Origin of the sequence: Flavobacterium foetidum (genome assembly GCF_004634245.1) — a bacterium.
GTDB classification, from domain to species: Bacteria; Bacteroidota; Bacteroidia; order Flavobacteriales; family Flavobacteriaceae; genus Flavobacterium; species Flavobacterium foetidum.
Window position 1 is genome coordinate 1 of sequence record NZ_SJTF01000015.1, and the last position, 16,372, is coordinate 16,372.

The window sequence follows — 16,372 nt, forward strand, 5'->3', positions numbered from 1 at the left end:
TATCGAAATGCTATAAATATTTCACCCCGCTGGGGTTTCACTTCTGAGATGTTTTTTAAGCTTCGGAGAAGCTGGATGTTTATAGCAATGAATAAACGTCTACAATATAAAGCTCCAGCGGAGCGACACATTTTGGGATTATAGAACTATGTCATTCCCCTGAAGCTTTTTTTTCGAAATGCTATAAATATTTCACCCCGCTGGGGTTTCACTTCTGAGATGTTTTTTAAGCTTCGGAGAAGCTGGATATTTATAGCAATGAATAAACGTCTACAATATAAAGCTCCAGCGGAGCGGCACATTTAGGGATTATAGAACTATGTCATTCCGCTGAAGCTTTTTTTATCGAAATGCTATAAATATTTCACCCCGCTGGGTCTTTGCTTTTAGACATTTTTTTTCATTATACAGCAGTTTGCAAAAGAGTTTTGTTTTCAAGCTCTTCAAAAAGATCAAGTGCATTTTTAAAAGCCTGATCCATGCTGAAATATTTATAGTTGGCTAATCTGCCTACAAAATGTACATCTGTTAGTTGCGCTGCATCTTCTTTGTAGCGGGAGTAAATTTCGTTATTTTTTGCAGTAGGAACTGGATAATAAGGTTCTCCTTCTTGTACGGTAAATTCTTTTACGATTGTCGTTTTATCCGATTTCTGATTCCCAAAATATTTGTATTCGGTTATTCGAGTAAAATCTACATCAGTTCCTGGATAATTTACAACAGCGTTTTCTTGAAAATAGGGCGCTTCTATTGTTTCGTTTACAAATTTAAGAGAGCGATATTCGAGTGTGTCTGTCAGGCTGTGTTTAAAATCAAAATAGCGGTCAATCGGTCCGGTGTAGAACATTTTTTCGTAATTTTTATACTGATCTTTCACATCAAAAAAATCAGTATCAAGCAATACTTCTATATTAGGATGGTCCAGCATATTTTCAAACAGCTGCGTATACCCTCCGTCGGGAAGCGTCTGGCACTGCTCAGAAAAATAACGATCATCAAAGTTGGTTTTGAACGGAATCATGTCTAATAAGCCAGCATCAAGCTCAGCGGGATTTTTGTTCCACTGTTTTTTAATATAATCCTTGAATATGTTTGCATACAAAACAGTTCCCGTGCGATTAAGAATTGCTTCTTCTCCGTTGGACGGATTTACAATTGGTGTGCGATTTTGGCTAAGCCATATTTTCATATCCGTTTCATCTTTCAAATCAAGATCAAACAGCTTGTTTATAGAATTGATATTTATAGGAAAAGGAACTGTGTGATTGTTTATACGGGCTACTTCTTTGTGTTCGTACGTATACCAGTCGGCAAAGCGGTTCACGTAACGCCATACGGCTTCGTCATTGGTATGGAATAAATGTGCTCCATATTTAGAAACCAAAATGCCGTTTTCGTCTATATAATCATAACAGTTACCTCCAATATGATTTCGTTTTTCGATAACGAGTACTTTTTTGCCAATTGTGGCATATCGTTCAGCGAGTACAGCGCCTGAAATTCCAGCGCCTATTATAAGAATGTCTATATGTTTCATTTAGCGAAGAGTTTTTTAATGGATATTGTTTGAATTGGATAATTGAATCTTTGAAAACTGATTCAATACCATTGGCTTATAAGAGAGTCGATATGATGACACATATGCTTTCGCTTTAAATGACTACAGACAAGAGTCCTGTGGTGCTGAGTCTGTCCAGATAACAATTGATGTGTATTGATATTGGTGGTTTTTAAAATTTTAATCATAAAAATGTAGTTTCGTTTTCGTAAAATAGGGCTTAAGATTCTGTTACTACTGAATCTAATGGAAACAAATGTATCTTTATTAAAAAGCTTATTCTTACAAATAAAAACTTGAGCGTTATATAATTTGCATTTTTATGATGTGAAATATGTAAACGTATTGCATAACGTTTAACGCCAATCAGACTTGTTTTTGCAGGTTTTCTAGTGATCTAAGAGAATTGTTTCGACTAGAGGTTACTTGAATTTTACGCTATAATGCTCTTTTTTAATGTTTTAGTAGCGCAGAAATTAATCGGAACTATTTTTTGTGGTATTATTTAGAATTTAGATATTTGTAAAGAATCAATCTAAATAAAAATAACATTATAATGCTTCGTTTAAACGCCTTAAAAATCGACTTAAAATCCTCGATTTTCTTACTTATTCTAGTTTTTTTTGCCATCAATCTAAATGCGCAATCCCTTCGCTTAAAAATAGAGAATGAATCCAAAAGCGCTATTGCAGGCGCCTCAATTTCGTCTGGAAATAAAATTATTGGAACAACAAACAAATCAGGTGAAGTTTCGATTTCAAGCAATGATATTCAAGATAGAACCATAGCGATTTCAGCTCCACAATATCAGCCACTTTCTTATGTTTTTTCGAATCTTCAAGAAAAAAACGTAATTTCAATCGTGTTGACAAGTGAAAACGAACTGCACGAAGTTGTAGTGACTGCGGGAAGAAAACAAGAAAATATTGCTACAGTACCTTCTTCGATCACTATCATGAGTCAGAAAGAAATACAAGTACAAAGCAGCATCAACACAAATCTGTCTTCTATTTTAGGAAATGTAATTCCGGGATTAGGAACGACCACCAATAAAGCAACCAATTCGGGACAAACCTTGAGAGGCCGACAAGTACTGGTTTTAATTGACGGAATTCCGCAATCAACGCCTCTGATGAATGGAGCCCGCGACCTTCGTGTAGTAGACGCAAACGCAATCGAACGTATCGAGGTAATAAAAGGAGCAACTTCTATTTACGGAAATGGTTCAGGAGGTGGTATCATCAATTACATTACAAAGAAAAGTCCATTGGTTGATAGTTTTTCGGGAACAACAACAGTAGGAGCAACTTTTAATCCGATTCATAGCAAAGAAACATTTGGCTATCGTGTTTCGCAATTCTTTAACGGAAGAAAAAACAGATTTAGTTACGTAATTGGCGGTGCTTTTGATTACACAGGGCTTCAAAGAGATTCAGAAGGAAGACCTTTAGGACAGACAGATGGTTTGTCTAATTCGTCTCAGTCTAATGCTTTTGTAAAATTGGCTTATGATATAGACGAACATACTAATTTTAACGTAGTGTACAATTTTTACAGCAGCACTCAAAACGCCAAATACGTTAGTCAAGCTGGTGTTTACGGACAGACTCCAACAATCGGAGTAAGAGGTACAGAACCTGGTAAAAATGCAGGAACGCCTTTTAATCATAATTTTATGTTTACTTTTTCGAAGAATAATTTATTTAATAACACACAACTCGATATTTCGGCTTATCTCAATTCATTTCAATCTATGAATCGTTATGTGGCATCAGGAACAGCTTGGTATGGTCCAGGGCAAACGATGATTAATTCCAATAAAAACGGAACGAGAATTAACTTGAATACACCATTTAAAATTGGTTCTGTAGCTTCTGAAATTACCTATGGAATGGATATTCTAAACGATGTTACTTTTCAGGATTTAGTAGATGGACGTGTTTATATCCCGAAAATGGATATGCTGAATATTGCTCCTTATGCACAATTAAAAGTAGATGTTCTGGAAAACCTAATTTTCAAGGGAGGAGTTCGTTATGAAAACGCTACTGTTCGTGTTGACGATTATAATACAATTGCTTCTGGACCAGGAAATCAAGGCAGTATTTTTGTAGAAGGAGGAAAGATTCCGTATAACGCTACCATGTTTAATGCTGGTCTTCGTTTTAACAAATATGAAATATTTAATCCGTTTGTGAGTTTTTCTCAAGCGTTTGCAATCAATGAATTGGGTAGAATTTTAAGAAGTGCAGAAGAAAGCACCATTGCAAGTTTAGAAACAGACCCAATTATCACCAATAATTATGAAGCTGGTTTTTCAAGTAAATTTTACAATTTTAATTTAACGGCAGCTTATTACATCAGTACTTCAAAATTAGGAGCAAATCTGGTTGAAGTTGACGGTAGATTGGTAGCGCAACGTGAACCTGAAAAAATCAAAGGATACGAAATTACGTTGGATTATAGATTTTCTGATAAATTGAATCTTGGCGGAAGTTATTCTTATGTTGAAGGAGAAGCAGAGTTTGACGATGGAAGAACGGTTTACTTAAACGGGTCTCGTATTGCACCGCCAAAAGCAACAGCTTACATTACTTACAAACCAACTTCTGATTGGTATTTGCAGTTGTCATGGGTAAATACAGGTTGTCGTGACCGTTTTGAGCCAAATGCAAACGGAAGATACAATAATAGCGAAGGCCCTATTTCGACAGTGAATCTCCTTAATTTTGCAGGAAGTTATGCGTTTAATAAAAACTGGTCGCTTAATTTAGGTGTTGAAAATCTATTGAATAACAGCTACTATACGCCTTTAAGCCAATATCGCGCTGTAAACGCAGATTATGTAATGGGGAACGGTATGACGACCAGTCTAAATCTTCGTTATAAATTTTAATACAAAATGATATCAAGCTTTGGTTATATTTGAAAACCATTTTTTGAAACAGTAATATAAATGAAGAAAACGCTTAAAAAAAATATTGGCTTATTGCACCTTTGGCTCGGACTTGCATCCGGGCTAATTGTTTTTATAGTTGCTCTTAGCGGAAGCATATTGGTTTTTGAGGATGAACTTGATGAGTTCTTTAATCCTGAATTTTATAAAGTAGAAGCAATCGGAGACAAAAAGCTGCCAGTTGATGCTATTGTTTCTCAAGTGCAGAAAGAATTTCACCTGAAGAAAATAGACAGAATCTATACATTTTATGATCCCGAAAGAACCTTGAAAATTCTGGCAACTGATTCTGATAAGAAAAAACAGATTATTTCCTTGGATCCTTACAGTGGTAAGGTTTTAGCATCTGTACCAGCCAAAAGTCGCTTTTTTTCAGTTGTTCTTGATTTGCATCGTCATTTGGTTTTGGGAGATTTCGGACAAGCAGTTACCGGAATTAGTTGTCTTATTTTTGTTTTTATGCTTTTGTCAGGAATTGTTTTGTGGTGGCCTAATAAAATTAAGAATCTCAAACAAAGACTAACAGTAAAATGGGATGCTTCATTTAAAAGAGTAAATTGGGATTTTCATTCAACTTTCGGTTTTTATACCTTTTTAGTGCTTTTGATTATTTCGCTAACGGGCTTGACTTGGTCTTATAAATGGTTTGAGAACGGTGTCTACTTTTTGGCAGACGGCACAACCAAGAAGCCTTCAGCCAAAGTTGAAAATCCGACTAAAATTGATCCAGAAGGAGACAAGTCGTTTTTTTATCAAAACATATTTGCTAAAACAGATAGTATTTATCGTTATAAGGGCGATACGCAAATCAGGATGCCAGCCGATACCATTAACAGCATAATGGTCATCAAAATCAATCTTGAAAAAGAAATACCAAACATTGCCAGCCTTGCTTATTTTGATAAATATACAGGCAAAGTTGTAGAAACAAGACCTTATGAATCATTTAGTAATGGAGATAAATTGAGACGATTGATCTACCCAATCCATACAGGAAGTATTTACGGTTATCCGACAAAAATAATTGCTTTTATAGTATGTCTTTTTGCCGTTACGCTTCCGATTACTGGTTTGCTGATTTGGTTTGGGCGAAAAAAGAAAAAGAAATCATAATTCGAAGTTTTCTGAACTAATTACTAATCAAAAATGAACTCTAAAAGAATTTGCTTCTTTATAGAGTTCATTTTGTTTTTACGAATTGGACTAATTTTTTTTACTGGTTTGTGCCTCTTAAATTACCATGAAATCAGGTATTTTTTTTTGTTTTTGCTCTCAGTAAATTTGTGGCTAATCAAAAAAAGTACAATGAAAAGCAGTAGTCGAGATCGTTTTTTATTCGTGAAGTCAGTATTTTTAAAAAATGCAACATCAGGTTTTCTAAAGCCGCTTTTATATGCAGCGATGTTTTTTCCGTTTATCGCCTTGAGTCAAAAAGCTATAGAACCGGGCAGTAAGGATATCAATACCAAATACATCAAAGCCGAAAAGTCGCTTTATACCGTTTATTATGTGAAAGATAAAGAATGGAAAAATATGGGGTCTTTAACCTATGATATTGTTGCGGCCAATAATCAATTGACTTTAAACAATACTTACACTCCAAAAGATAACGGAAAGCCTACTACACGCATTAGCACAGCAGATGCCCAGACGCTTAAGGCAATAAGTTATGCCGACGAAACAAAGAATGCAAAATTAAATCTTAATTTCGGCGAAACGATTACAGGCAATTTTTATTCGAAGAAAACTAAAAAAGATAAAAAGTTAAAGCTCAAACCAACTGAAAATTATTTTGACTTTAATTGGACAGATCATCTCATTGGGACATTGCCATTAGATGTTGGCTATAAAGCTCGCTTTCCACAGTTTTATTATAATGATGAATCAAATGTTTTGGTAGAATATTACACCATCAAAGAGGTTAAGAGCTACGTTTACAATTCGCCAAGAACCGGCAAACATGACACATGGATTGTTTCTGTTTTAGAAGAAAGTACGGGAGGCGTTTACAATTATATTATAGACAAAAAAGACCGCCGTCTTTGGCAGCGAGAAATGTCTATGGCCAAAGGAATGTGGGAGATTACCGTAAACGAGGAACTAGATTATCAGCCTATTAAAAACAAATTTAACAAAGAGGAAGCAGCTCGTCAGATTTCTGGCGGAAATAGTGTTATAATCGGCACGGCTTACGCAAGATCTGACTCTGGCAAGAGATTGGGTGGTTTGGTTAACACTGCTAAAAAACAGTATGCACCAAGAGGAACAGAGATAACGCTTTTTCCAAGTTCGGCTTATTATGAGGAATGGGTGGAAGTCAACAAGAAAATTCGCAAGCAGAAAAAAATGCCAGAGGTTCCTCTTCATAGTGATTTTGGCTACGCTGTCAAAAAAGCCAAAGTGTATGACGATCAAGGACATTTTGAATTTTCGGACCTAATGCCAGGTACTTATGTCGTAATGGTCAGTTTTGATTTTACGAACTCTTACAATTATTCATACGTTTCGGGCTACACAAATTATTATAATTATTTTGGTTACGCAGGTTCTACAACAAATTACGGTACAGCAAGACAGTCATACACTGATAAAGCACATATTGAAAAACGGGTAACTATCGATAAGGATGGCGACAAAAAAGAAGTGAACTTAAAAGAAATGTGATCGAGATAGATTTTCTATTCATTTAATCACCATTCTTTTTTGGCCTAGTGTAACGAAATCAGATACCAAAAATATCGGCTATTATCTTTTATAACTGCAGGATGACAAAGCATTCAGGTTGATTTTACATTCGTATTTATTTAGCATAATTATTTTTAATTTTAACAATTAGGTTGCTGATTAAATAAATACTACCTTTCCCTTAAATTTAATAAATAGAAGAAAGGTGGAGTCATTAGATTGTACAGATTATAAGTATACATTTTTAAAAACGGGTGGTGATTTGGGTAGACTTATTAATGACTTTAATTGGCATGATACTGCCTTAGGTTCAATTGAATTTTGGACCGAAAACTTTTGTTCTTCTCTTAGCATTCTTCTTGGCTCATCTGTTCCTTCTTTTTTAGTATGGGGCAATGAGCATTCTTTTTTTTATAATGATTCTTTTCGTCCTTTTTTAAAAAATTCAATCGTTGATGCTGACATCTTAGGGAGACCTGTAAATGTGGTGCTTCAGGCAGAATGGAAAAAAGTTACAGCCGCATTAGAGGATATGGCTGTCAAGCATATAGCAAAATACGAAGATAATATTACAACATCTCTTGTTCATAATGGGATAGAAAAGGAGGTGTATTTGACTCTTAGTTGCAGGGCTGTATTTGATAAAAGGGGTACAGCTCAAGGCATTTTCGTAACCTGTATTGAAAGTTCTGCAGCTTTACCAACACTTGTTAAGTCAAGCAGCGTTAGGTCGCATCTTAACAATGTATTGACGAAGGCTAATGCTGGAATTGCGCAGGCAAATATTGAGGGCTTAATTATTGAAGTGAACGAGCGTTACTGTGAGATGCTTGGATACAGCCGTGAAGAAATTCTAAAAATGAATTTAGGGGATTTGACGCATCCTGATGATTTAGAACAGAATACTATGTTGATTCAGGACTGCATTCTGAATGGGAATGATTTCGTGATGACGAAGCGGTATGTATGCAAAAACGGAAAAGAAATTTGGGTAAATAATAGTGTTTCGCTGGTCGTTGACTCTGAAGATAAAAAATACATAACAGCCATTGCGATTGATATTACAGAGCAGAAAGAAAAAGAAAAAAAACTGATTACCAGTGAGAATAGTTTTAAAAGTCTTGTTGCAAAAGCCCCAGTCGGAACAGCTTTATTTCGAGGGAGAGAATTTTATGTGGACCTTGCAAATGATGTCATGCTCGGCTACTGGAAAAAAAGTAACGAAATAATTGGACAAAAAATAACAGAGGTCCTTTCAGATATTACCAATAATGAGTTTTTAGAGCGTTTGCAACAGGTTTATTCGACGGGCTCGGCCTACAAAGCATCTGGAGCTTTAATTGTAAATAAAAAAACAGGCAAGAGGAATTATTTTGATTATTCTCTGACACCGCTTTTTGATGAAAACAATGCTGTGTATGCTGTTCTTCATATGTGTTCGGATGTAACAATCAGCGTGAAAGCGCAAAATCAGATAGCCGAAAACCATAATCAGCTGGCCTCTATATTTGAGCAGTCTCCAGTCGGAATCGCTACATTGACCGTTACCGACGATCTTGTTTTTCAAAGCGCAAATGCTTTTTACTGTGAACTTGTCGGGAGAATTAAAAAGGAGATAATAGGAAAACCACTGCTTGAAGCACTTCCCGAGCTAAAAGGGCAAGGCTTCGATGGACTTTTAAGAGAGGTTATAAATACTGGTAAAGCATTTGTTGCCAAAGAAGTCGAGGTCGAACTGTTTCGCAACGGCAAACTTGAATTTGTATATGTAGACTTAACTTATCAACTTCATCATAACCTTGAAGGCTTGCCTAATATCGTTTTGGTGATTGCTACAGATGTGACCAATCAAGTGTTAAGTCGTCGAAAAGTAGAGGAAAGCGAAGCCAAGATACAAAGCATTATAGCTACTGCTCCTGCGGGCATAGGGTTATTTGTTGGCCGTGATCTGATAATTGAAAATCCAAATCAGACTTTTATTGATATTGTGGGCAAAGGGCCGAATATTGTAGGACTTCCGTTAAGAGAGGCAATGCCGGAACTCATTACGGAGGGACAAGCTTATCTGAAAATTTTGGATGATATTTTTGAGACAGGAGTTCCGTTTATTTCTCCAGCATCATTAGTAAAGATAAATCAGAACGGGGTTTTAAATGATAATTACTATAATATTTCTTATACACCTATCTATAACAATGAGGGCGAAATTTATGCCATATTAGATATCGCAATTGATGTAACAGCTCAAGTAAAAGCACAGCAGGAAAAGGAGGAAAGTGAAGCTCATCTAGAATTGCTAAGGGATACCGTTCCAGCCATGATATTTTATCTAGATAAGGAGATGCGCTACTGTTCGTATAATTCTGTTTTTATGGATTGGTTTTCTGTAGGGAAACAAGAAGCAATCGGAAAAACGGTAAGAGAATTTATAGGAGAAGCGGCTTATGCCAAAACTCTTCCACATTTAACTATTGCATACGGTGGAGAGCAGGAAAGATACGAAATGTTTGCACCCTCCAGAATGGGTGTTAGTCGATGGCTCAGCATAGTGTATACGCCTCACAAGAATGCGCAAGGAGAGGTTATCGGACTCATCGTTCATGCCACTGATGTCACACACAGCAAACAAACAGAAATGGCTCTGAGAGAGAGTGAAGCCAAACTGCTTACGGTTATAGAAGCCGCTCCTGTATCAATTTGTCTTTTTGTGGGAGATGATCTACGTATCGAGAATCCGAATCATCCTTTTATCCTAAATGTTAATAAAGGCAATAATATTCGAGGTAAATCTATTAGAGATATACTGGCAGATACACATTCGGAAGCATTAATTGAAGATGTTGAAAAAGTATATCGAACCGGCGAGAGTTTTAATGCAGATGCAATTCCTGGTATTCATTTTAAAGATAACCAGCCTACGTATTACAATTTAAGCCTAACGCCACTATTTGATGATTCCGATCAGGTTTATGCGGTTCTTTATGTAAGTTCTGATGTTACAAAAGAAATTTCATCAATCAAAAAAATTGAACAGGCAGAAGAAGCATTGCGCGCAGCCGTAGAAGTTGCCGAAATGGGTACATGGTCTACCGATATCGCTACGGGAATAACCAGTGTTTCAGCACGTCATGCTGAAATATTTGGGTATAAGACTACTATAATGCACATTGACGAGGCAAGATCGGTAATTAAAAAATCAGATTATAAAAGAGTTACCGAGGCTTTTGCTGTAGCACAGAACAAAAATACAGGAGGAAAGTACGAAGCAGAATATAAGATTATTAATGGAATAACGGGTCAGGAACGTATCATTCATTCAGTTGGGCAGACTTATTTCAATGAGGAAGGTGAGCCCCTTATCATTAGCGGAACAGCTAAAGATATTACGCTTCAAAGAGAAATGCAGTTAGCATTAGAAAATGAAGTTAAATTAAGAACCAGTGAACTTGCAAATGTTCTTGATAAGCTGCAGGAAACAAATAGGGAACTTGAGCAATCGAATTATGCGCTTAAGCATTCTAATGAAGAACTTGCCCAATATGCATATGTTGCGAGTCATGATTTGCAAGAACCTTTGCGAAAAATCAGGTTTTTTGCAGATATGCTAGAAAATGGCAACTCGTCACTTGGCGCCCAAGAAATCATAAAAAAAATAGGAACTTCTGCCGAAAGAATGAGACAGCTCATAGGTGATTTGCTTGCTTTTTCGCGCCTTGTTCAGCCTGAAAAAATTTATCAGCAAGTAGACCTTAATTCCATTATCGAAAATATATGGATTGACTTTGAACTTATGATCAAGGAGAAAAATGCCTCTATCAAGATGGACAAATTGCCTACAATACAGGCTTCTAGTCTGCAGATGAACCAGTTGTTTTATAATCTGATAAGCAACTCCTTAAAATTTACAAATCCAAGAACTAGCCCAGAAATTACAATTAGCTCATCAATTGTTACTCCAGATTTTGTCTCCAATTTTACAAAAAGTCCATTTCAGCCATTTAATTTCCATCATTTAGTTTTTAAAGACAATGGAATTGGATTTGAGAAAAGCTTTGAAAATCAAATTTTTGAGATTTTCAAACGTCTTCATCCGCAAAACATTTATCCTGGATCGGGTATTGGTCTGGCGTTGTGCAGAAGAATTGTAATGAATCATCAAGGAGTTTTGCATGCAGAATCGGAGCCAGACAAGGGCAGTTCGTTTCATGTTTTCCTGCCGATGATGGATAATTAGGTACTAAAGATGAATGAAATAGAAATTTGTACATCACTAAAACAGTTATCTGTACTATAATACAATGAATAATACATTTCCTCTCAGCAACCAAATTGCTGTTGTGTCTACTTTTTCTGAACTTGTTAATACTGATTTCAACGGAGAAATGAATGCACTGTGCTGGTACAGAAATTTTGATGTCGATTTTAAGGAGATTGTCGCCAAATTGACTTTAAAAGAGAATATTACAGAAGTTTTTCCCGAAGATTTAATGGCACTCCAGCTATCAGAAAAAGGTAATAAAGCAAGAGAAATAATCTTAAATGATTTGCAATTACTGACCGATTTTGGTGCTTCGCCCTCTCTGAATTTATTAAAGTGTTATGAACGCGACGACGAATTTGATTTCATATCTACCGATGTGTATTCGTTTCATGTAGATCGTTCTCCCCTTGCAACAGACACTTTTTTATGCACTTATCACGGAGCTTCGAGTGACATCATACCTAATTCACAAGCAGAACAGAAAATTTTGATTCCAGCAATCAGAGCTAAACTAAGAGAATTGCACGATGGATCAGACGAAACATTCGAAGACTTTTTAAAAGAAAATTATTTTGATTTGCATTATCAGCTTCACAAAGATGCAGAACCTATTAATTTAGGATTAATGCACGTTTGGCGTCTTGCGGTAGACCATCCACAACAAAAAGTGCTGCCTTGTATTCATAGAGCACCAGTTGAAAACGAAGGGGAATATCGTTTATTATTGATTTGCTAGAATTTCGTGTTTGTCTTTTAAAAGATTGGTAGCCTGACTTCCTATTAATCCTGTGCCACCGATAATAACTATTTTCATTGTTTTGATATTTAGATGATTACAGAACAAAGTTATGCTGTGGACATTAGGAAAAACTTGAACTACTTCAAGAAAAGCATTTTCTATAGAACGATGGAGATTTTTGTGAAGTATTTCTTTTTTGTACTTTCGTCTAGAAGATTAATTTTAAACAACAAATAAATGCAGGACGACCTCAAAGTCCCAAAGACTTTACACTTTAGCTCTTTTTGTTACACGAACCTTATTTATTCTGTTCCACTGATTTTCTTATTAATTATTGGCTTTGCAAAGTTGTGTTTTTACTTTGAACCCGTTTTCCAAACAAAATTGCCAACATGGCTGGCCGCAATGGTTTACATCTTTTGCATTCTCTTTTTTACTGCCTTTATTGTAAAAGTATTTTTTATGCTGAATTTACGCAGAATTGGTGTGTCTATAGACCATGAAGGTTTTGTTGTAAATAATAAAGAAAATAAAAAGAGGTATTGGAAGGAGGTAAAGTCTTATTCATTTCCAAAAGACAAATATGAATCGAGATCAAATTCATCTGCGTCGACTGTTATTTTATCTTTCGGTTTTATGAAAATAAATGTTATCAATTGCTCGACCTGGACATTGTTCAGTAAAACACGTCGACGTGAAGAGGAAGATGCGTTTAATCAATTCAAGCAAGCTGTTGTCCAATTTTGTGATTAAAAATAGGGCAGGAGGGATTGTTATTTTTGAGTTAATATTCCGTCCAACAATTATCAGTCATCATTAAATCTCTATTTTTAAAATGTTGAAATATAAGCCTCAGTTAATGATTAAGAAGTTTTTAAAAAGAACAGCAATTTTTATTGCCTCGATAGTGTTGCTTTTAGTACTAGTCCTCACCATTATCCCTTATTTTTTTAAAGATGAAATAACAGATAAGATAGAAAGTCTTGCTAATGAAAATCTAAATGCAGAAGTGCGTTTTGACGAGATCGGACTTTCTGTTTTCAAACATTTTCCCGCATTAATCGTCTATGCTAAAAATGTCGATATAGTAAACAAAAAAGTACAGTTTGCTTCAGCACATGTTGTTAAGGCAGAGACTGCAGCTGTTGGTATTAACTTTTACAGTCTTCTAAAAGGCAAAATAGTCTTAGATGCCGTTTATCTGGATGATGCCGATCTAAATCTTGAAATTGACCCAAAAGGACATGCAAATTTCAATATTGTAAAACCTTCTAAACCTTCGGCAGATACGACTCAAACCGAATTTAAGATTAAGAAAGTTGTCATCAATAAAACAAACATTTTTTACAATGATAAAAGTACTCTTTTAAAATTTAAAATTCATGAGCTAAATTACAAAGGTACCGGAGATCTAAGTGCAGCTATTTTTGATCTTAATTCTAATGTAAAAATAAAGTCGTTTGATTTTAGCGTTGCTGGCGTCGATTATGTGCGCAGCAAACCCATAAATGCTGAGATTGTGACATACGTAGATACCAAAGCACTTAAATTTAAATTTGAACGAAATGCGATTAGAATTAAAAATTTTCCTTTTTCGTTTAACGGTCATTTTGCTTTCATAAAAGGTGGATACGATTTTGACCTGCGCATGCATTCTAAAAATTCGACCTTAGAAGAGATGTTGTCGCTTGTACCGCCCGCATATGACGACTGGAGGGAGCAAATGACGATTACGGGTAATATAAATTTTGGAATTTTTGCTCGTGGCAAGTACATGCAGGATCAATCTGAAAAACCAGTTGTTTCGGCAGATCTACAAATAAACAACGGTACAATTGCTTATAAAAAAATTACAGAACCGGTAAAAGATATCAATATTTCGGCCAAAGCTTTGGTTAGGGATTTAGACCTCAACAAGCTAAAATTTGATTTAGACAATCTTTCGTTTAATCTTGGCCAAAAGAAAACCACGGCCAATTTCCATTCGGAAGGGTTTAAAAAAATAAAAATCAAAACAGCAATAAAAGCCGATTTAGATGCAGCAAAGTTTAAAGAAGCTCTAAATCTCAATAAAAACTATATTCGTGGCGATATTGCACTTGACTTAAAAGCCGATGGTATATTTTTGAGAGATCTAGGATTTAGCCCCCGCTTGAATAAGGTAGATACCATCATTAAAAGTATTCCGAAGTTTCAGCTAAACCTCAGCTTAAAAAATGGCTATTTAAAAAATACTAAAACACCAGACGCGATAAAAAACGTAAATCTGAATCTAAGTTTAATGGCTAAAGACAGCATTTTGCGCAATGTTTCAGGAAAAATAACCAATTTGAATGCAGAGGCTCTGGGCAATTTCGTGCATGGACAATTTGAACTTCATAAATTATATCCTTTTACGGTAGATACCGAATTAGAATCTAAGATCAATTTGGCGACCGTACATCAATTTTATCCTTTAGACAGTTTAGAACTTAAGGGTGATTTGAATTTGAAGGTAAGCATGCACGGGGTTTTAAATCGTAAGCAGAAGAAGTACCCCTCATCAAAAACAATCGTAAAGATTAAAAATGGTAATGTAAAATCATTAAAATTCCCGAACATTCCTATTGAAAATATTAATGTAAGTGCAGCCATAACCAGTGTTAAGGGAACGGGAGAAGATTTGACCGTAAAGCTGCAACCAGCTGAATTTGTTCTAGCAGGTTCGCCTTTTAAAGTGCAAGGAGAAGTCACTAATCTTTATGATTTAGTGTATAACATTAAAACTCAGGGGACATTAGATGTTGGTAAATTGACGAAGCTATTTCCGATTAAAGATGTTGCTGTTTCAGGAATAATTCAGACCAATCTTATTGCTAAAGGGTCAAAAAAAGATTTGGATGCCAAAAATTACGACAACATCAAAAATGGCGGAAAACTTGAAGCTAAAAACATAGTAATCAAGACTGCAATGTTTCCGGAGACGTTTCAAATTTCCAGAGGGACATTTAAGTTTTTTAAGGATAAAATGCGTTTTGAAGATTTTAATGCCGCATACGGCAAATCGGATATTGTGCTAAATGGTTATATTCATAATGTGTTGAGATACGTTTTTAATAGAAAATACCTGCATCAAACCAATGAAAAGCTAAAGGCGGACATAGAACTTTCTAGCAATCATATAGATGCGGGCGAATTCTTTGATATGATAGCAAAATATACAGACCAAAAAGCGGAAGAAGAAGCGTCTCAAAAATCGGATTCTACTGTTGTAAACACTGCTGTTAAAGATGAAAAACCTAAAAATAAAAACTACGTAATAAGAATTCCGAAAACAGCCGATTTAAAAATTACGGCAAAAGTTCATGATCTTCGATTTGACACTTATAAGATTACTGATTTTGTAGGAAATTTAATCGTTAATGACCGAAAGGTTCAGATAACGGAGGCTGGTTTTAATATGGCCGGCACCAAAATAGAAATGACTGGAGATTATAAAGCGCAGAACCGTCTCTTGGCTAAATACAATGCGAATTTTAAAGCCAGCAATTTTGATATTCAGCGTGCTTACGCAGAAATTCCAATCTTTGCAGAGTTGGTAAGCATGGCAAAAGATGCCTATGGCGTGGTTTCGGTTGACTATAAGTTGGGAGGAAGTATAGATCAAAACATGAATATTGATTTTAAATCTATTGATGGCGAAGGAACGCTTACTCTCGAAGATATTAAATTCAAGAATTTTAAACTCTTAAACCATGTAGCCAAAAAAGCAGATGCAGCCGATTTAGAAAAGGCTTCCTTTAATAAGATTGCAATTCATTCGACTATTAAGAACAATGTAATGACCATTACGCCAACGACCATGAAAATGGCAAGTTTTAGAGGAAAACTAGAAGGCCAGGTTACGATGGACGGTAAAATAAATGTAGGTTTCCGTTTGGGCTTGCCGCCAATGGGACTTATTAATATTCCGATGAAAATTACGGGTACAGCAGATGATTTTAAAATTTCAACGGGTAAATTTAAAGAAGATACCACTTTTGCCGAAGAAAGCGATTTGAATAATGTGCAAGCATCAGAACGCAGAAGATTTAGGCGAAAAGATACTTTAAACCTACCAGTTGATCAAAGAAAAGTGGATACGATTCAAAAGAGATAAAAAAAACGTTGGGGAAATAGAATACAAAGCTTCAT

Annotated in this window: 8 protein-coding genes; 7 read left to right on the plus strand and 1 reads right to left on the minus strand. The window is 35.5% G+C overall.

The features are described from left to right. Nucleotides 1–403: 403 nt before the first annotated feature. Entirely contained in the window at nucleotides 404–1,537 is a 1,134-nt protein-coding gene (gene glf, locus E0W73_RS17540) for a UDP-galactopyranose mutase (protein ID WP_135223346.1), read from the minus strand. Nucleotides 1,538–2,114: 577 nt separating this feature from the next. On the opposite strand from glf, the gene E0W73_RS17545 reads away from it, so the two are divergent. The 7 genes from E0W73_RS17545 (at nucleotide 2,115) to E0W73_RS17580 (ending at nucleotide 16,337) form a co-directional block, all read left to right on the plus strand. Further along, nucleotides 2,115–4,454, plus strand: coding sequence for a TonB-dependent receptor (locus E0W73_RS17545; protein ID WP_135223347.1), 2,340 nt, complete (start codon nucleotides 2,115–2,117; stop codon nucleotides 4,452–4,454). Between the two features lie 60 nt (nucleotides 4,455–4,514). Beyond that, nucleotides 4,515–5,627 (plus strand): PepSY-associated TM helix domain-containing protein, encoded by a 1,113-nt coding sequence (locus tag E0W73_RS17550; RefSeq protein ID WP_135223348.1) that lies wholly within the window; start codon nucleotides 4,515–4,517, stop codon nucleotides 5,625–5,627. A gap of 192 nt (nucleotides 5,628–5,819) precedes the next feature. Then, nucleotides 5,820–7,178, plus strand: a complete 1,359-nt coding sequence (locus E0W73_RS17555; RefSeq protein WP_244248504.1) for a DUF3108 domain-containing protein — start codon at nucleotides 5,820–5,822, stop codon at nucleotides 7,176–7,178. Nucleotides 7,179–7,404: 226 nt separating this feature from the next. Then, a complete protein-coding gene (locus E0W73_RS17560) occupies nucleotides 7,405–11,433 on the plus strand; it encodes a PAS domain S-box protein (protein ID WP_135223349.1) in 4,029 nt (1,342 codons plus the stop codon). 64 nt (nucleotides 11,434–11,497) lie between these two features. Continuing rightward, nucleotides 11,498–12,196, plus strand: coding sequence for a DUF1826 domain-containing protein (locus tag E0W73_RS17565; protein WP_135223350.1), 699 nt, complete (start codon nucleotides 11,498–11,500; stop codon nucleotides 12,194–12,196). A 465-nt stretch (nucleotides 12,197–12,661) separates the two neighbouring features. Then, nucleotides 12,662–12,952, plus strand: coding sequence for a hypothetical protein (locus tag E0W73_RS17575; protein WP_135223351.1), 291 nt, complete (start codon nucleotides 12,662–12,664; stop codon nucleotides 12,950–12,952). An 82-nt stretch (nucleotides 12,953–13,034) separates the two neighbouring features. After that, a complete protein-coding gene (locus tag E0W73_RS17580) occupies nucleotides 13,035–16,337 on the plus strand; it encodes an AsmA family protein (protein ID WP_135223352.1) in 3,303 nt (1,100 codons plus the stop codon). The last annotated feature ends 35 nt before the right edge of the window (nucleotides 16,338–16,372 follow it).

Excerpts from the sequence above, each read along its gene's own strand:
- glf (WP_135223346.1), bottom strand. The coding sequence starts at position 1,537 with ATGAAACATATAGACATTCTTATAATAGGCGCTGGAATTTCAGGCGCT.
- E0W73_RS17545 (WP_135223347.1), top strand. The coding sequence starts at position 2,115 with ATGCTTCGTTTAAACGCCTTAAAAATCGACTTAAAATCCTCGATTTTC.
- E0W73_RS17550 (WP_135223348.1), top strand. The coding sequence starts at position 4,515 with ATGAAGAAAACGCTTAAAAAAAATATTGGCTTATTGCACCTTTGGCTC.
- E0W73_RS17555 (WP_244248504.1), top strand. The coding sequence starts at position 5,820 with ATGAAAAGCAGTAGTCGAGATCGTTTTTTATTCGTGAAGTCAGTATTT.
- E0W73_RS17565 (WP_135223350.1), top strand. The coding sequence starts at position 11,498 with ATGAATAATACATTTCCTCTCAGCAACCAAATTGCTGTTGTGTCTACT.
- E0W73_RS17575 (WP_135223351.1), top strand. The coding sequence starts at position 12,662 with ATGCTGAATTTACGCAGAATTGGTGTGTCTATAGACCATGAAGGTTTT.
- E0W73_RS17580 (WP_135223352.1), top strand. The coding sequence starts at position 13,035 with ATGTTGAAATATAAGCCTCAGTTAATGATTAAGAAGTTTTTAAAAAGA.